Here is an 18,815-nt window from a genome sequence, read left to right as displayed (position 1 = left end):
ACAAAAATCGCTTGTATAGTTTACTCTAAACTCGCTCTTTACTTTTGCCTTAGTATTTACAGAATACAATGAGATGTATAACTGCTTTTGATTAAGCAAAAGTATGGATTAAATTTTTATGAAGAAATATGCCTACGTAGGAGCCTTAGGACTGCTGAGTATTATTACAACAGAGTTTGGTGTTATTGGAGTACTGCCCCAGATAGCTTCACATTATAGAATTTCAATAGATCAAGCAAGTTGGCTTTTAAGTGGATTTGCTTTAGTGATTGCCTTCTTAGGTCCTTTGATGACTGTTTTAACTGTTCGAATGGACAAAAAGAAAGTAATGCTATTAGCCTTAGCTTTATTTGTAATCTCAAGTTTTATCTCAGTGAGTTTACCTCCTTTTTGGTTGTTGTTTACTCTGAGGCTTATCTCTGCCTTACTACAGCCAGTCTATATTGCCAATGCGCTTTCTATAGCGGTTCGATTTTCGCCAGAAGATAAGCACAGTCAGATGATGAGTATTGTATTTAGCGGTATTACTATTGCGTCTTTTACTACTATTCCCTTGGCTACATACTTGACAAATGGCTATGGGTTAGAAGCCATTTTTTTAATTCAGGGAATTGTGAGTAGTATTGCCTTTATGGCTATTTATATCTTTTTACCTTGTGTTCCAGGTGATACAAAAGTGTTTAACACTAAAGAATTAGTGGTTTTTAGAGATCTCTCTTTTATAAGAAGTGCATTAGTTAATTTATTTATTTTAGCGATGTGGTTTAGCGTTTACAGCTATTTTGCAGACTATTTGAGTAAAGAGAAGAATATGTCTGGTCTAATGGTTGGGAATATGGTGCTTTTATTTGGATTGATAGGTGTTGTAGCCATGTATATAGGAGGGAAGGTATTGTCTAAAGGTGTGGTTTACAGCAATGTGTTTTACATTATGGGAGCAGCTCTAATAGCTTTACTTCTTTATATTTCGGGAAGTGAATCTATCTTGACGGTTTTAATTGTATCCATGTGGAGCCTATTTTATACACCTGTATACTTGAATGCAACTGCATTCTTACAGAAGACAACCAAGCTGCCTTTTGAATTAGGCAGTAGTCTTTCTACTTCTCTTGGCAACTTGGGAATTGCTGTGGGAACTTTTGTTGGAGGAAAGGTAATAGCTTATTATGGCTTACAATTTTTGCCCTTAGCGATGTTGATTTTTGCCTTGCTAAGCTTGGTGTTGATTTATTTTGTTGTCAAGTTTAACAAGGTGAATTAAAACAAAAATACTGCTCAACTTCAGTACAGAAGCAGAGCAGTATATTTCAAAAATAAAAACGAATCTTTTACTTTATTTGGGCTAATTGTTTTTCTATTTCTTTTACAGTAGGGGCGTAGTCTATACCAAGTCCCTCTTGTTGATAGTCTAATTCTCCTTTAGTATTGAATACGCTAATGATATTAGAGTGAGAGAAGTCTATCGGAGAAATCTTTTTGTAATTCACGGCTAAAGTAGCGGCAAATTCACGTGTGTTTTCTTTTGTAGAACGCAAGAATACCCATTGTGGGCCATCCATTAAGTTCTCTTTAGCAAACTCTTTAAGACGCTCTGGCGTATCTACCTCTGGGTCTATACTTACCAATACGTATTTTACTTTATCGAGATTTTTGCCTTTTACTCTTTCTTCTATATTTCTCATATCCGCTACTAATCGAGGACAAGCAGCTTTACAAGAAGTGTAGATCATCACCATAACCAAGACATTGCCTTGCAAATCTTTTAGTTCAATGTCTTTGCCGTCTTGGGTTGTCCAAGTCGATGGTAGGTTATAGATCGATAAGTCAGATATCTCTTGAGTAGAAGATACTTCTTTGTTATCTATTACTTGAGCGTCATTTGTTTTTACATCTTTACACCCCATCATGAGCAATGAGAAACATAGAGATAACGCAATGATATTTTTTTTCATAATAAACTATTTATAAGTTTTGAGCACATCTAAAACCAAGATTTTTAGTCGTGAATTTAGCTTTTAAGCTTCCTCTGAATCCATAGCGCATAAAAGCAGCGTAGTCCATCAGGTCAGAAGCATTAATAGAAGCACTTCCACAGAATAAGTTTTCGTCATTGCCCTTGTCTTTTCGGCTTTCTCCTGAAAGAAAGACAGAGTTAAAGTCTGATACCCATTCCCAAATCAATCCGTGCATATCGTAGACACCCCAGTAATTTTTGAATGTACTTCCCACTGGATTTACATATGTTTTAGGTGCTTCGTACCAAGCTAAGATAAATTTGTTGTAATCCTCTTTTTCTCTGGCATCCATATTCTTTGCGTCTGCCATAGCTACATACTCCCATTCATCCATAGTAGGCAATCGCTTACCTTGTACTTCACAGTATTTTTTTGCAGCAAACCATGATACATTGGTGACTGGAGCATTGGGATTTAAATCTCCATAATCTAAATCTCCTATCCAATGTGATAAATAGCTCTTGTCTGCAAACAAAGCTTTTATTTCTGAACGTTTGTATGTAGGATTTTCTTTTAGAAACGCAACAAACTGTTCGTTGGTCACTGCATATTGATCTATTTTGAAGGCATCGACTTTGACATCTCCTTCTTCTGTACTACCATAAAGTGGAACAAAAGCTCCACTTTTGATAGTCAGCATTGTTGTTTCTTTCTGAGCGTAGATAGCATTCCATGTTAGTAGGCTTAGAAGACATACAATTATATTTGATTTGTCAAGAAAAAACATATTATCTATTTTTTTGTACCATTTGCGGGCTCACTACAGTTTTGTTATTACCCCAACTGTTGTATACATAAGTCAATACATCCGCAATTTCTTGGTCATTTAGGTTTTGACTTGTCATGATAGAGTTATACTTCACATTGTTTACAGTGATTTCTCCTTGAAGACCATTAATTACGGTTTTAATTGCTCTGTTTACATCTGCATTTAAGTAATCTGATTTCGCTAATGGAGGGAAAATCCCTTCAATACCTTGGCCTTCAGATTGGTGACATGCAAAGCATGTTCTGGTAAATACGCTCTTACCATCTGCAATTTGTTGTGCTAAAGTTTTATCCTCTATTACTACTTTTTTAGTTTCTGTTTTTGGCATGTTTTGTATTGTACCTCCTTCAGGTAAGTAGATTCCCTCTTTTATCTTACCAGCAAATACTTTTTCATTTTCATCTCCTTCTACTTTCAACATTCCAAGAGCACCTTTGTTAAAGGCTCTAAAGATGGAGTGATCCACAATCACAAAGGTACCAGGGGTATTTACTTTGAATTCGACCATAGCTGCTCCACCAGCAGGTATAAGTGTAGTTTGTACATTTTCGTTTACCAAATCTCCACCTTCTACGTGTACTCTGTCGAAAATCTCTCCAATAACGTGGAATGAACTCACTAAGTTAGGCCCGCCATTTCCAACAAATAGTCGAATAGTTTCTCCTACTTTGGCTGTGATAGCGTTTTCGTTGACTAGTCCATTCACATGACCATTGAATACTACATAGTCAGCATCTTCTTTTAATGCTTTATTCATGTCAAAGGGTTGCATCCCTTTTTCTCCGTAATTTCCTTTTGTATAGAAATCACCTTGCATGATGTAGTACTCTTTATCGACAGGAGGAAGTCCTCCTTCTGGTTCTACTAAAATTAATCCGTACATCCCGTTGGCAATGTGCATACCTACTGGAGCTGTAGCACAGTGGTATACATAGATACCTGGCTGAAGCGTCTTAAACGAGAAGGTTACTTCATGCCCCGGTGCAACTAATGATGAGGCTGCTCCTCCTCCAGGACCTGTTACGGCGTGCATATCAATATTGTGAGGTAATTTGTTGTCCGGGTGATTTTTTAACGTAAACTCTATTTCATCTCCTACACGTGTACGGATAAAACTTCCTGGTACTGTACCTCCAAATGTCCAATACATATATTTTACTCCATCAACCATTTCGCCTTCTTGTTCAAGGATTTCTAAATTGACGAATAATTTTGTCGCTTCTCTTTTGCCAACTGGTTTTGGGACAAAAGGAGGGGGAGTCAATTCTGCTTGAGCTTCGCCTTTTACAACAATTTTCTCTGCCATGTCAGCGGTCATTTTTGTCGGTTTCGCGTCTTTGTTTTGACAGCTTCCAAGTGTAAGTAAACCTAAAGCTAATAACATTACTCCAAGTTTGTTTTTTAGTGATTGTGTTTTTGTGTTCATATGACTGTTTGTTAGTATCTATTTTCTATATCAAAGATAAAAGACAAACTTGTCTTTTATACTGATAATTATCAGTTTATTACTTAAATATAGAAAAAATTATATAATTATTCTTTTTTAGTATGATAAGGTATGATATGTTTATTTAGGTTGTCTTGCGAGTTTGTAGGGAATAGCAGGGATGAAATGTTGATTTAAGGTGAGTTTAACTCAATCCAATAGTCCATTTTTAGTGATAAAGTGATGAATTGTAATAAGTATAAACGCTGTTTGTTTTAGATCTTATTGGATACAAAATCTTTGATTTATCTCATTGTTTTAATAATATCTTATCATCTAATAGCATGAGTGAGTAAACTCTATTCTTATTGACTTTAAGAATTGAATATACGCTCTCTCTACACATCTGTTCAAAAAATAGAACTCCCGTGAATTTGTTGTTTTGTAATGAAGTGTGAAATAGACTGAAAGTATATGATAAAACGGAAAAACAAACATTCTAAAACCTCTTTTAGAGATAGGTGTATAGAGAGCGTAATGTTTCTACGTGTTTTTCGAAAATTAACGTATAGTTTTTTTCGGTTTTGATAAGGGCTTTCTTGCACCTTTCTTGCACCTTTCTTCGAGAAAACCGCACTTTTGGCAAGGAAACCCCAAGAAAAGTGCAACTAACCCCCAAGGAAGTGCAAGCGAAGCCCATCCATAAAGTATGTCAATGTACTTTTGAAATCTGCTCAACTTCACCTTTATTTTCCGAGATTCTTGCGATAGATAACTTGACAATTTTGGGAGTAATATAAGTGTTTAATCGTCTTTTAGAAGCATCAATTCTATTTGCTTTTTTTGTCGAAATCATGTCGAATCTGTGTGATTTTGAAATTGCCAAGTGATAATTGTTATTTCGTGATTATGACAACTGTAAGAAATGGGCATAAGTTGTTGTAGAAGTGAACTTGCAATGATTCCCGTTGATTTGTAAACTGTGCTGTAAAACTGTAGCTAAATTTGAAATAGCCATTGTTTCACTTTATTTGAGTATATCGGTTCATGTAATGTATCCAACCGAAAGGTATTCACTTGTAAAGAGGTTTTAAACGAACAAAGCTTCCTTTGTAGAGGAAGCTTTGTATTATATTATTACCATTATAGGTTAAAGTTTTGGTCAATCTGTTTGACGATAATTTCTGCGAGAAGTTTCTTTGCTCGCATGATCTTTACCTTGACATTGTTTAATGGTTCGTCCAGTATTTCAGCAATTTCATTGTAAGAGAGTTCCTGAAAATACCGAAGTTCTATTACCTCTTGATAGTGAGGTTTTAGTAGTTTGATATAACTCTTAAATATCTTTAAGTTCTGTTCTTGAATAATATCGTCTTCAATATTATTTGAGTCATCTACAATATTGTTATAAGTAGAGTTGTTTTCGTCATTCATGTCTAAGAAAGAAAGGTTCTTTCTCTTGCGGATAAGGTCTATGTGTACATTCTTTGCAATAGTAATCAGCCAAGTATTGAAGGCATAGGTATCTTTATAAGAACTAATATTGCTAAAAGCTTTAGAAAAAGTTTCAATGGTTACATCTTCAGCATCTGTTTCATTATTGATTCTCTTAACCATAAACAAATACACCTCGCTCCAATAATGATTCAACAGAAAGGTGAAAGCACTTTGGTCTCCTTTACGAGCTAATTCAATATAATCAGTAATACTTTTTTTCAATTTTTTGTCGCGTGATAAAATGTGTGAAACTATAATATGTACTTATAAAAATATGAATAATTTCTAACAAAGGCAGTGTCCACACTAATTCTTTTGTGCCAAATTTACTAAATGTCTTTCCGCTGAATATATGGGCGATAATACAGCGAAAAAGGAATACTCCTAATACGATTTCCCATTGATATAAGAAGCTAATCAATAGCGTGAATGCAATGTAAAATAAGAGTTTGTTTAGATTGAAGAACCTTATTTTTAACTGTGCCCAAACGGAAAGTTTACGCAGGAGTAAATCCTGTTTCTTAACCGCATTTTTCCATTCAGAAATAGTGTTTTTGCTTTCAATTATAGTAAAGCTATCAGGCGAAAAACTTACTGAAGTATTCGTACTTGTTCCGATTTGATTAATGAATGTATATTCATCGCTAAAGGGAATTTTCATATGGCTGATAAAGCCATTTACTTTATAGAACAATGATTTGTTGTACGCTTGGTTATAGGCATTTCCATATAGTGGTTTTCCCGCACCACTCCACGAGAACAAGTTTGTTGTTTTTTGGACATTTTGGTAGCGTATCAATTTATTGATAAACGAACGTCTTTTGTTTGCTATTTGCGTAAATCCGATTACTAGATTTTTTTGCGTACTCAAGCCTCGACTCATAGAAAAAATCCAGTTTGGAGTCATTGGGCAAGCTGCCGGTTCAACAAATAGCAAATGTTCAAATTTAGCAACTTTAATACCTAAGGTAAGGGCGTATTTTTTGTTGCCCCAAAAAGTTTCATTGTTTACAACATCTACCAGTTTGGCATTAGCGTTTTTGAGCGCAAAGTCTTCTAAAATCTCCAAGCTTTCATCTTCGGATGCGTTGTTGACCAAAATAATCTCATAGCCAGGGCTGAAATCCTGTGCCTTTAAAAGTTCGAGGAACTCTGGTAGTTTTTGTTCCTGATTCTTCACGTAGACAATTACAGAAACAGGTTCAGATATATGCGATTTTTTATCTTTTAAAGTAGAATGAAATGCAACATTACTATTGATGGCAAAATAATAGATTAATTCTATAACTGTTATAGCAATAAAACAATAAAATAATAATGTTAGCATGTGATTAAATAATTTCTTTTTTAAGGAAACAAATGTACAATTTATCCTTTAGATTATAATTTTTTTAAATCAGAAGATGTTTACTTCTGCGTCAATTGAAATACCAAATATCTGTTGCACTTGTTTTTGGATAGAATGAGCTAATTTTTCTATTTGACTACCTTGTGCTTGTCCATAATTAACCAAAACAAGTGCTTGCTTTTCGTGTACTCCAGCATCGCCAAGTCTATAGCCTTTAAAACCAGTCTGCTCTATTAACCAACCAGCGGGCACTTTTACAAATTGATCGTTGATTGTATAACTTGGCATAGTTGGATATTTGGCGTTTAAGGCATTATATTGTTCAACTGGGATAATCGGGTTTTTAAAGAAACTACCGCTGTTTCCAATTTCTTTTGGATCAGGTAATTTGCTTTGGCGAATAGCGATCACCATATTGCTTATATCTTGAATAGTAGGAGTAGTAATCCCATTTTTATCAAGTTCTTGCTGTATCGATCCGTAACCAGTCTTTAAGATGTGATTTTTCTTAGTTAATTTAAAAACAACAGAAGTGATTACATATTGATTTTTTAATTCATTTTTAAAGACACTTTCCCTATAATCAAATTTACAAGCAGCATTGTCAAATACTCTTTGTTCTTGCGTCGATATACTTAATCCTGTACACGATTCTAATACATCTTTCACTTCGACGCCATATGCACCGATATTTTGAATAGGTGTCGTCCCCACGTTTCCGGGGATTAAAGATAGATTTTCTATACCCCCATACCCTCTTTCTATACACCAAAGAACAAATTCATGCCAATTTTCACCAGCTTGTGCTTGAACCCAAACACAATCGTCATCTTCTTTTACAACCTCAATTCCCTTTAAGTTAATCTTTACGACAGTTTTGTTGATATCTTGAGTTAAGAGCATATTGCTCCCACCTCCCAGGATAAATAGTTTGTCAGGTGAATTGCCTTTTAGGATTTCTTTTAATGTGCTTACACTTTCTATTTCAACAAAGTATTTTGCTCGTACATCTAATCCAAAAGTATTGTAAGGTTTAAGAGATATATTTTGTGATATTTTCATAAGTTGTCTAATTGAAATTGTTGTCTTCTTGTATTTTGAAAATTTCAAATTCTTGATGTATGCTATTTAGTAAACTCTCAGTTCGTTCAACATGTGTATCAGAGATGAATATTTGTCCGAATGTGTCCAAGTTTACAAGTTCTAATATTTTGCGAACTCTGTTTTCGTCAAGTTTGTCAAATATATCATCAAATAACAAGATAGGAGCAAGTCCCTTCTGTTTTTTGATAAAGTCAAATTGAGCGAGTTTAAGGGCAATTAGAAATGACTTTTGCTGTCCTTGCGAACCAAATTTTTTGATTGGATGTCCGCTGAGTTCAAAGAGTAAATCGTCTTTGTGTATACCAACTGAGGTATATTGTACTGCGCGATCTTTCGGCAAAAACTCTTTGAAAAGTTCAGACATTGTCTTGTCGTGCAATTGAGAATCGTATTTTAGATCAACGTCATCGTGATTGTCTGTAATGAGTTGATGGTATTTATTGAATATAGGTACAAACCCCTCTAAGAAAGACTTTCTCTTTTCGAAAATGGGTTGTGCAAGTAATTCTATCTGTTCGTTGTATATTTCTATTGTCGCTGGATCAAAGTAATTGTTTTGTGCAAAGTTTTTCAGTAGCGCATTTCTTTGAGAAATAAGTTTTTGATATTGAATCAATTGTTGGAGATAGCTATTGTCCATTTGAGAAATGACGCTGTCTATAAATTTTCTGCGGGTTTCGCTGCCTTCTATGATTAAATCAGCATCAGAAGGAGAGATAATTACTAAAGGGATTAGCCCAAAGTGATCAGAGAAGCGATCGTAGTTTTTACCATTTCGTTTTAGTATCTTTTTTTGTCCTTTTTTTAGACTGCATACAATGTGTTCATCCTTATCTTGTAGTGAAAAGGTTCCATCAATGACAAAAAAGTCAGTATTGTGCTTAATGTTCTGCAAGGCTACTGGGTTAAAGTAACTCTTTCCATAAGCCATATAGTATATTGCATCTAAGATATTGGTTTTACCAACACCGTTAAATCCGACAAAACAGTTTATTCTTTGATGAAAATCAAAGGATTTATCAGAAATATTTTTGAAGTTTAGGATGTTTATTCTTTTTAAATACACGCGGTTATCAGCAATTTTAACGTTTTACAACGGTCTTTATTAAAATTTGGTGCAAATTATCAAAAATATAGATAGAAAGCACTTTTATATTACAATAAAAATCCTATTTTTGCCTCTTATTAAACTATTGTATACATGGCAACTTATAATAAAAGAGGTTATAAAGCCCCAAAACCAAAAGACGAAGCGACAGATAGCGAATTTGACCAATATGGAAAAGCAGATGCTGGAAATAGTGCAACCGCTGAAGTATTTAATTCTTTAGATAAAAGTGCTAACCGTGTAGAAGGTTGGGTGGCTCGTAACTCGAAAGCTATTTTTGGTGTGGTAGGAGCTGTTGCTTTAATCACGTTAGGATACGTAGGATATGACAAGTTTGTTGTAGAGCCTAAGAATGATGAAGCAGCTGAGCAATTAACTCAAGCTCAAAGTTATTATGTAGAGGCGTTAAGTAATCCAGGTGAAAAAGATAAGAACTTTGATTTAACCTTAAATGGTGGAGAAGGAAAGCTTGGTGCTTTAGGAATTATTGAGAATCACAAGGGGACTGATGCTGCTAATTTAGCAGAGTATTATGCAGGTATTGCATATTTACAACAAGGGAAGTTTCAAGATGCAATTAATCATTTGAACAATTTTAAATCAAAAGATGCGTTGATCAATGCTTTAGCAATTGGAGCAATTGGAGATGCTTTTTCTGAATTAGGACAAAAAGAGGATGCATTAGACTACTATAAAAAAGCTGTAGCGGCAAGTAATAATGATTTAACTTCTCCGCGTTTTCTAAATAAAGCTGGAATTGTAGCTTTAGAATTAGGACAAAAAGAGGAAGCTTTAAAAATGTTTACTGAAATTAAAAACAATTATTTAGGATCACCTGAATCAATGATGGTTGATGCAATGATTGGGATGGCTCAATAATTAGAAAATGGCAACAGCAAATAAAAACCTTTCTGAATACGATAAATCTACTTTGCCAAATGGCAAAGATTTTAAAGTAGGTATCGTAGTCTCAGAGTGGAATGATACCGTGACAAATGGACTTTTTTCTGGTGCAGAATACGCATTGAAAGATTGTGGAGTACTGCCAGAAAATATTATCAGATGGAATGTTCCAGGAAGCTTTGAGCTTGTATATGGAGCAAAGAAAATGATAGAGTCTTTTGAAGATTTAGATGCTGTTATAGTGATTGGTTGTGTGATTAAAGGAGAGACAATGCATTTCGAGTTTGTATGCGAAGGTGTTACTCATGGAATCAAAGACCTAAACTTGATGGCTGAAATTCCAGTATTGTTTTGTGTTTTAACAGATAACAATATGGAGCAATCATTAGCACGTAGTGGTGGAGTACATGGAAACAAAGGTACAGAAGCCGCAGTAGCTGCATTAAAGATGATTGAATTAAATAGGAAGTATTAAGAATACAAATAGTATAAAGTTAAAAACCTGCAATTATAAATCTAATTGCAGGTTTTTTTATTTTAAATAATTAACTATTTCTAAAATAGCTTTCGGAGTTTAATTTATTAAATTTGTGTTTCGATTTTTTTTTAAAATCACAACTAAACAAACTAAAAGAACCTAATAAAAGTAGATGTCAAATATAATTAGATTACTGCCAGACCACGTAGCTAACCAAATTGCAGCAGGGGAAGTCGTTCAGCGACCAGCTTCTGTTGTGAAAGAATTGGTTGAAAATTCGGTAGATGCGGGTGCGACAGAAATAAAATTAGTATTAAAGGAAGCTGGTAAGACACTTATACAGGTTATTGACAATGGAAAGGGAATGTCTGATACAGATGCTCGAATGGCATTTGAACGACATGCAACTTCTAAAATTTCATCTGCTGAAGATTTGTTTGCATTGAGAACAAAAGGCTTTAGAGGTGAGGCATTAGCTTCTATTGCGGCTATTGCTCATGTTGAGTTGAAAACAAGGGCAGTTGATGCAGAATTGGGAACTCATATTGTTATTGAAGGAACCAAACTTGTTTCGCAAGAGGTTGCGGTTACACCTGTAGGAACATCTTTTTCTGTAAAAAACTTATTTTTTAATATTCCAGCTCGTCGCAACTTTTTGAAGTCAACAAACGTTGAGTTTAGAAATATTGTAGATGAATTTGAGCGCATTGTCTTAGTGCACAGTGATATTCACTTTGTGCTAATTCACAACGGAAATGAAGTTTACAATCTGCCCCCTGCTAATTTGCGTCAGCGTATAGTTAGCGTTTTTGGTAGTAGAACGAATGAAAAGTTAGTCCCTATTAAAGAAGCTACTGAGATTGTTGAAATAAGTGGATTTGTTGGAAAACCTGAGTTTGCTAAGAAAAGTAGGGGAGAGCAGTTCTTTTTTGTCAATGATCGATTTGTAAAGAGTGGTTATCTTCACCACGCTGTATTAGCCGCTTATGAAGGATTGCTGAAAGAAGGTACACATCCTACTTATTTTATCTATTTAAAAGTTCCTACGGATTCTATAGATATTAATATTCATCCTACCAAAACGGAAGTTAAGTTTGATGACGAGCAAGCTTTATATAGTATTTTGAGATCTACTATCAAGCATAGCTTGGGACAGTTTAATGTCGCTCCTGTGTTGGATTTTCAAAGAGATTCTACTTTTGATACGCCTTATGACTATGAAGGAACAGAAGCTTCTACTCCAACGATAGAAGTGGATAGAAACTTTAATCCATTTTCGAGAAATGAGTATGGAGAATCAGATAAGTTTGAATATAATCCGTTTGAGAATCCATTTATGCAAGAGGAGTCTGATAGTGATTCAGGTGTTATCGAGTCAAAAATGACAGCATTGGAGGATGAAGAACAACAAGAGTACGTTGATTTAGATACAGGGGAAATTATTTTAGAGAGCAAGGAGTTTGCATCTGATACCATGACTTTCGGATCTAAGAGCAATGACGAGTTTTCACTACACGATGACTACAATAACCATATTGATTTCGAGAAAAGTACTACGGATACTGGTTATATTGCTTCAAAAGGTAATGATGTCAACTTTGCTAAATCTCGATCTACTGCAGGTACGAGAAAAGAAGATAACCGAAATGCAAAGGGAAGTGGTAAGGAATGGAATAGTTTTTACGAGGGGTTGTACTCTGAAGGAAAGGACTTAGATGTATCTAATTTACACTTTGAGACTGAAGTTGTTGAGTCTACTTTGTTCGATAAAAGCAAAGAAACAAGTTCTACTTCGCGTACGTTTCAAATCAATCGCAAGTATATTGTAAGTCCTATCAAATCGGGATTAGTAGTCATCGATCAAGGAAGAGCACATCAGCGAATATTATACGAGAAGTTTTTAAGTGATATCACAGATCACCGTGCGGCTACGCAGCAATTGCTATTTCCTTTGACGCTTTATTATACGCCTTATGAAGTTGCTATTTTGAAAGAATTACAAGATTTGTTGAAACAAACTGGTTTTGGATTTGAAGAAATGGGAAGTGACTTTGTAGTGATTTCTGGTTTACCAGTTAATGTAGCGGAAAGTGAAGCATCAATTGTCTTGGAAGACTTGATTACTGATTTTAATGAAGGTATTCCACAGACGAAATTTAGTCAAGGAGATCGCATTGCAAAATCTTTGGCACACAGTTTGGCTGTGAAAACAGGAACAACATTAACAGAAGAAGAACAAGAGAATATTGTGAATACATTGTTTGCTTGCAAAGAACCCGATGTTTCACCATTTAGAAAACCTACTTTTATTACTATGAAAGTAGAAGATATTGAAAAAAAATTTAGTTTATGATGAGAATTACAGATACAGTAAAGCACTTACTTATAATTAATATCATTTTTTTCGTTGCAGCGAACTTAGTGGTTCCAGCGATGAATCAAATATTGCCAATGTATTTTTTTGAAAGCTCTAAGTTTTACATTTGGCAACCTATTTCGCATATGTTTATGCACGGTAGTGTCATGCATATTTTCTTTAATATGTTTGCTTTATTTTCGTTTGGTACAACATTGGAGGCGATATGGGGAGGTAAGAAATTCTTGCTTTTTTATTTGTTATGTGGTTTAGGTGCTGCAGCTTTGCACACTGGTGTAAATTATTATACAGTTCAATCAGGTATCTCAGCTTTAGTTGATGCGGGACTTGATAGAAGTGAAATAGTTGGTTTACTGTATGAAGGAAAGGTTGGTATTAGCTGGGAGTCAGTATTAGGTAGGAATGAATTGATTAATCTTTTATCTGCTTATAATACGCCTGTTGTAGGAGCGTCAGGTGCCATTTATGGTTTGTTAGTTGCTTTTGCATTTATGTTTCCCAATGCTGAATTGATGATGATGTTCGTACCTGTGCCTGTGAAAGCGAAGTATTTTGTTCCAGGAATATTACTTTTAGACTTATACGGTGGTGTTGCAGGCGGATTTAGCCTTTTTGGAGGAGGAGGAGGAATAGCTCATTTTGCTCATATCGGAGGTGCTTTAATGGGATATTTGCTGATGATTTATTGGAGGAATACACAATTTAATAAGAATCGTTGGGATAGATAATGGCAAATGTATTAGATGACTTAAAGAATAGTTATAAGAAGGGAGGAATAGCCCAGAAGTTAATCTTTTGGAATATTGGTGTTTCTCTTGTGTTTTTTGTATTTCAAGGTCTGTTTCCTGAAGTATATAACAAAGTATTTTATTGGTTTGTATTGACTGATGATGTCAAAGGCCTACTTTTTAAGCCTTGGACATTACTTACTTATTCTTTTATACATGCAGGAATTGTACATTTGATACTGAATATGATCTTATTGTATTTTGTAAATCAATTGTTTGCTACTTTTTTTAGTCAAAAACAATTTGTAACTACCTATTTATTAGGTGCTTTAGTCGGAGGACTGTTCTTCTGCTTATTTGGATTAATATTTGTACATGCTGGAAACGTCTTAGTTGGTGCTTCAGCAGCTATTATTGCTCCCTTGTTAGCTTTAGTTACATTTAATCCTCATATGGAGGTTAGATTATTGCTGATAGGGACAGTGAAAATTTGGTATATAGCGGCCTTTATTGTTCTAATAGATGTTTTGCAACTCATGGGTAGTAGTAATGTTGGAGGGCATTTGGCACATTTAGGTGGAGCTGGTATAGGTGCTGTATATGCAATTATGTTGAAAAGGGGTACAGATTTAAGTGCTATATTTGATAATGTGGTTAACCTTTTTCGAAAAAAACAAGGAACAAAGTTTAAAAAGGTTTACGTAAATAAGAACAAAGAGAAATCAGTTAAGAATGATACGAATGCCGATGTTCAACAAAAAATTGATGCTATCTTAGACAAGATTAGTAAATCGGGATATGAAAGCTTGACAAAAGAAGAAAAAAGCTTTTTATTCAAAGCAGGTAAAGAATAAGATATGAAAAACCTTTCGTGGTTTAATAAAGTTGTTTTTTGTATCAATGTAATAGTGGCAATTATTACATTGGTTGGTTATTTCTTGCCTTTTTTAGCTCCTAAGCTATTTCCTGTTCTAAGTGTATTTACGTTGTTTTTACCTGGCTTGTTAATTGTTAACCTCATATTTGTTTTTTATTGGGGAATTCAGTTTAAGAAGCAAGTGTGGTTGGCAATTGTCATATTGCTTTTGGGAATTACATTCATTAATAAATTCTATAAGTTCTCTGGTAAAGCGACAGCTGGGGGAGACGGCGACTTTACCTTAATGAGCTATAACGTTAGGCTTTTTAATTTGTTCAAGTGGATTGAATCAGATAGTATACCGGAGAATATTAAAGAGTTTATCGATCTACATGATCCAGATGTTTTGTGTTTACAAGAATTTTCAAAGAATACTTCTCTGAAATTTAATCAATATCCTTATCGCTATATTGTATCTCATGGAAATAAGATAAAGACTGGACAAGCTATATTCTCGAAATACAGAATTATAGATAAGGGGGAAATTCGCTTACCTAATAATTCGAATAACAATGTTGTCTTTGCTGATATCTTAGTAAAGAATGATACCGTTCGAGTATATAGTATTCACCTTCAGTCTTTCAGTATTAAACCTGATATACACGAGATGATGGATGAGAAAAGTTCTAAGCGCAATCTTGATCGCATGTCTAAGGCATTTGCAGAGCAGCAATTACAATCTGAATTAGTTCGATCACATATGAACGATGCTAATCATCCCAAGATTATCTGTGGTGATATGAATAACAGCGCTTATTCGTATGTATATAGAAATGTAAAAGGAGATCTGAAGGATGCTTTTATCGAGGCAGGACACGGTTTTGGGAAGACCTTTGATTTTGATTATTTCCCTATGCGAATAGATTATGTATTTGTGGATAATCGCATAGAAGTAAAAGAGTTTAAGACATATAGTGAATTTTATAATTCAGACCACTTTCCTTTGGTTACCAGATTGAAAGTTTCTGAGTAAAAAAATAAGGCGTTCACAAAGAACGCCTTATTTTTTTATTTGATCATATCTAAGATTCTTTCTAATGCCATACCCCTTGATCCTTTTATAAGTACTAAAGAGTTTTCGAAAAGTTGCTTCTCCTTAGCTGAGTATTCCTTGAAATTGTCAAAGTTCTCGAAAAAGAATAGAGAATCTGTAGCTGAGTTTTTACACTTGTAAAAGTTTTGCCCTATGAAATATGCTGTTACACCTTCATTGCGTAAATCTTCTACTATCTTATTGTGTTCTTTCAAACTATCTGAACCTAATTCAAACATATCACCTAAAATAAGAATTTTAGGTTGTTTTGAGTTTAGTTGCTTAAAGTTGTTTATAGCTACTTCCATACTACTTGGATTTGCATTATACGCATCTAAAAGAATTTGTGATGTTCCTATAGTAATCCATTGTGAACGGTTGTTATTGGGGGTGTATTCTTCAATAGCCTGCTTAATATCTTCAGTAGGCACATTAAAGAACTGACCTATAGTAACTGCGGCTGCAATATTAGTAGTGTTATACAAACCTGTTAGATTTGAAGATATTGTCAATCCATTTATCTTAACACTCGCATTTGGTTGAGCATTGTATTCATCAAAATGTACATCAGCCTCTTGCTCTACAGCAAAAGTGTATCGACTAAAGGTTAATGTTTTTGCATCTTGTCTTGGGTCATCAAGATTTACAAAGGCAGTTTTGTGGTAATCTTGTAGGTAATCATATAGCTCGCTCTTGGCTTTAATCACTCCTTCGAAACCGCCAAAACCTTCTAAATGAGCCTTGCCAAAATTAGTAATATACCCAAAATCAGGATCGACTAATTCACAAAGGAAAGCTATTTCTTTTTTGTGATTAGCTCCCATTTCAACGATTCCTAAGTCAGTTTTTTCTGTAAAGGATAATAAGGTTAATGGTACCCCAATGTGATTGTTGAGGTTGCCTTTTGTTGCTGTTACATTGTATTTTTTAGATAGAACTGTTGTTATTAGTTCTTTTGTTGTTGTTTTTCCATTGCTACCCGTTAGAGCAATAATAGGCAAGCCAATTTGACTTCTGTGGTATTTAGCCAATTGTTGCAAGGCCCCCAATGCATTTGGGACGTATAGCATTTTCTTTTCATCTGTGATAAGCTTCTTATTGTCCATTACCACAAATGCAGCACCTTTAGTAAGTGCTTCTTGAGCAAATTCATTTGCATCAAATTTCTCTCCTTTTAAGGCAAAGAATAAAGAGTTAGGATGTACGTTTCTCGTATCTGTAGAAATGCCATCGCATTGTAAAAAACACTGGTATAATTCTGCTATTTCCATAGGACAAAAGTAAAAAAAAAGCCCTAATTATTTAGGGCTTTTCTTATATCAATAAAACTTAATTTTTCGTTTTTCTTTTTGTTGATTTAGGTCCAACTTTAGTCATTACTAAACGGAAACCAATATAATCAGAAGCTTGATCTTCTGGGTAATATCTTCTCGTAGCTGGATCTAACCAATATGCTCTATCTTTCCATGAACCACCTTTAATTACACGTGATTTGGTGTCATATAAATTTGCAGCTTTATCCGATTTTGGCAATTGGTCAACTTTATTGACAATTCCTGTATAAGGGTTTGTCTTTAGAGTTGAGTCATCAAATTCTTCTTGAGCTACTTGTCCTGGAAGATTTCTCACTCTTAATTTACCAGTTGATAGGGTGTCAAATTTAACTGTTTGATCAGTCACTATGACAACTTTACCATCAGGTCCAATTTGGTTTTTGTAGTATACATTGCCCTTGAAGAAATTGAAGTCAGCCTCCTCTTGATCCAAGCGAGGATCGTATATATCGGCAACCCATTCGGCAACGTTACCAGCCATATCGTATAGTCCAAAGTCATTAGCAGGGAATGATTTAACTGGTGTTGTTATATCTCCATTATCTGTTGACCAACCCGCAATACCTCCGTAATCACCTCTACTTTGTTTGTAGTTAGCATATTTGGTATTTAAGACTTGTGGTTTGCCTCTTTTTCGTTTATTATTAGCTTTATCCCAAGGGTATTTGCCTTTGCCTTTATAGTTGTTGTATTCTCTGTTTCCAACTAATCCAATAGCTGCATATTCCCATTCAGCTTCGGTTGGAAGTCTATATTGAGCAGTAAATAAACCATAATTTTGCGAAGCGTATAAGTTGCGTTCACCTTCAGCTGACTTATTGTTTTTACCTTTATAGACAATATCGCTATTTCCTCCATAAACAGATTCTGGATTTTGCAAATACGCTTCAGTACTAAAATGTGCATCTCCATAGGCCTCACTAACTTTGGCATCTTTTTTTAAGAAGCCAGCTTGTTCTAATTTTAATTCATTGACACGATCCGTTCTCCATTTCGCATAATCCGTTGCTTGTAGCCAAGTAACTCCAACGACAGGGTAGTTAGCATAAGCAGGGTGACGTAAATAAGACATGATAAGTGTTTCGTTAAAACCAGACGGGCTTCTCCAAACGGTCGTATCTGGAAGTGCGCTTTTATATATCTCTTGATAAATTTCGTTGTTCTGTGGGTAAACCGTACTCAACCAATATAAATACTCATTGTACATGATATTAGTTGTTTCTGTTTCATCCATGTAAAAAGATTGCACATACATTTGTTTAGGATTGTTGTTCCAATCCGCCATGATGTCATCTTGTACTCGTCCCATTGTAAATGTTCCCCCTTCTACGGGTACCATACCATTGGGAGTTTTTTGGACATACTTGGTATTGTATTGAAACCCACCTTTAGAATCATTTATTTTCCACCCAGTAGCTGTTGATACATTATTGTTGGAATTACCACAACTTGTTAAACTTGCTGCTAAAAGAAAGCTTGCAAATAATTGGAAATTTAAAAGTTTATTAATCTTCATCTTATTTATCATGGACATAAAATTCTACGCAATTTATTAATTAACGTTTAATTGGCAATGCTATATCTTTGATTAACTTAAATGTTTAAAGTTAAAAATGTTTGTTGTTATAACATATTAGCTATATAACGATAATAATTGTTATCTATTGTTTGTATAAAGGTAAAATATTTTTTAAGTACTCTTTAGCAATTTTACTGCAAATATATATGAAAAAAATCTTAATTAGTGCCTTATTGCACAATTGCTTTACATTTGTA

Annotated in this window: 16 protein-coding genes; 7 read left to right on the top strand and 9 right to left on the bottom strand. The window is 34.5% G+C overall.

The features are described from left to right. The first annotated feature begins 118 nt into the window (after positions 1-118). Positions 119-1,261: an MFS transporter gene (locus tag GOQ24_RS01325; protein WP_160338969.1), complete on the top strand. Its 1,143-nt coding sequence runs from the start codon at positions 119-121 to the stop codon at positions 1,259-1,261. Positions 1,262-1,328: 67 nt separating this feature from the next. Here GOQ24_RS01325 and GOQ24_RS01320 read toward each other — a convergent pair whose 3' ends face one another. The 7 genes from GOQ24_RS01320 to recF form a co-directional block, all read right to left on the bottom strand. Then, complete coding sequence (locus GOQ24_RS01320; RefSeq protein WP_160338968.1) at positions 1,329-1,952, bottom strand: SCO family protein; 624 nt, start codon at positions 1,950-1,952, stop codon at positions 1,329-1,331. A 10-nt stretch (positions 1,953-1,962) separates the two neighbouring features. Beyond that, entirely contained in the window at positions 1,963-2,742 is a 780-nt protein-coding gene (locus tag GOQ24_RS01315; RefSeq protein ID WP_155093040.1) for a formylglycine-generating enzyme family protein, read from the bottom strand. Position 2,743: 1 nt separating this feature from the next. After that, positions 2,744-4,210: a copper-containing nitrite reductase gene (gene nirK / locus GOQ24_RS01310; protein WP_155093039.1), complete on the bottom strand. Its 1,467-nt coding sequence runs from the start codon at positions 4,208-4,210 to the stop codon at positions 2,744-2,746. Between the two features lie 1,143 nt (positions 4,211-5,353). Then, positions 5,354-5,929 (bottom strand): RNA polymerase sigma factor, encoded by a 576-nt coding sequence (locus tag GOQ24_RS01305; RefSeq protein ID WP_155093038.1) that lies wholly within the window; start codon positions 5,927-5,929, stop codon positions 5,354-5,356. Beyond that, positions 5,910-7,034 carry a glycosyltransferase gene (locus GOQ24_RS01300; RefSeq protein WP_160338967.1) on the bottom strand — a complete coding sequence of 375 codons (1,125 nt, stop codon included), beginning with the start codon at positions 7,032-7,034 and terminating at the stop codon, positions 5,910-5,912. Before GOQ24_RS01300 ends, GOQ24_RS01305 begins: the two co-directional genes overlap by 20 nt. 69 nt (positions 7,035-7,103) lie before the next feature. After that, positions 7,104-8,117 (bottom strand): UDP-N-acetylmuramate dehydrogenase, encoded by a 1,014-nt coding sequence (murB, locus tag GOQ24_RS01295; protein WP_160338966.1) that lies wholly within the window; start codon positions 8,115-8,117, stop codon positions 7,104-7,106. A gap of 7 nt (positions 8,118-8,124) precedes the next feature. Then, the gene (gene recF, locus GOQ24_RS01290; RefSeq protein ID WP_160338965.1) at positions 8,125-9,225 is read right to left on the bottom strand and encodes a DNA replication/repair protein RecF; all 1,101 of its coding nucleotides are present in this window, start codon (positions 9,223-9,225) and stop codon (positions 8,125-8,127) included. 135 nt (positions 9,226-9,360) lie between these two features. Between recF and GOQ24_RS01285 the strand changes: the two genes are divergently transcribed. From GOQ24_RS01285 to GOQ24_RS01260, 6 genes are all read left to right on the top strand, one after another. Continuing rightward, positions 9,361-10,146 (top strand): tetratricopeptide repeat protein, encoded by a 786-nt coding sequence (locus GOQ24_RS01285; RefSeq protein ID WP_155093035.1) that lies wholly within the window; start codon positions 9,361-9,363, stop codon positions 10,144-10,146. Between the two features lie 7 nt (positions 10,147-10,153). Next, entirely contained in the window at positions 10,154-10,645 is a 492-nt protein-coding gene (gene ribH / locus GOQ24_RS01280; protein WP_155093034.1) for a 6,7-dimethyl-8-ribityllumazine synthase, read from the top strand. A gap of 175 nt (positions 10,646-10,820) precedes the next feature. Next, complete coding sequence (gene mutL, locus GOQ24_RS01275) at positions 10,821-13,001, top strand: DNA mismatch repair endonuclease MutL (RefSeq protein ID WP_155093033.1); 2,181 nt, start codon at positions 10,821-10,823, stop codon at positions 12,999-13,001. Beyond that, positions 13,001-13,753, top strand: coding sequence for a rhomboid family intramembrane serine protease (locus tag GOQ24_RS01270; protein WP_155093042.1), 753 nt, complete (start codon positions 13,001-13,003; stop codon positions 13,751-13,753). The genes mutL and GOQ24_RS01270 overlap by 1 nt, the downstream gene beginning before the upstream one ends. After that, positions 13,753-14,607 (top strand): rhomboid family intramembrane serine protease, encoded by an 855-nt coding sequence (locus GOQ24_RS01265; protein WP_155093032.1) that lies wholly within the window; start codon positions 13,753-13,755, stop codon positions 14,605-14,607. The genes GOQ24_RS01270 and GOQ24_RS01265 overlap by 1 nt, the downstream gene beginning before the upstream one ends. A 3-nt stretch (positions 14,608-14,610) precedes the next feature. Next, a complete protein-coding gene (locus GOQ24_RS01260) occupies positions 14,611-15,645 on the top strand; it encodes an endonuclease/exonuclease/phosphatase family protein (RefSeq protein WP_160338964.1) in 1,035 nt (344 codons plus the stop codon). A 35-nt stretch (positions 15,646-15,680) separates the two neighbouring features. On the opposite strand, the gene GOQ24_RS01255 is transcribed toward GOQ24_RS01260, so the two are convergent. Both GOQ24_RS01255 and gldJ read right to left on the bottom strand, forming a co-directional pair. Next, positions 15,681-16,976 carry a UDP-N-acetylmuramoyl-tripeptide--D-alanyl-D-alanine ligase gene (locus tag GOQ24_RS01255; protein ID WP_160338963.1) on the bottom strand — a complete coding sequence of 432 codons (1,296 nt, stop codon included), beginning with the start codon at positions 16,974-16,976 and terminating at the stop codon, positions 15,681-15,683. 58 nt (positions 16,977-17,034) lie between these two features. Beyond that, positions 17,035-18,555, bottom strand: a complete 1,521-nt coding sequence (gene gldJ, locus GOQ24_RS01250; protein WP_160338962.1) for a gliding motility lipoprotein GldJ — start codon at positions 18,553-18,555, stop codon at positions 17,035-17,037. Positions 18,556-18,815 lie beyond the last annotated feature (260 nt).

The sequence above is a fragment of the Myroides sp. LoEW2-1 genome, from assembly GCF_009767705.1.
GTDB lineage: Bacteria > Bacteroidota > Bacteroidia > Flavobacteriales > Flavobacteriaceae > Flavobacterium > Flavobacterium album_A.
This window is presented reverse-complemented; position numbering and strand designations above follow the sequence as displayed.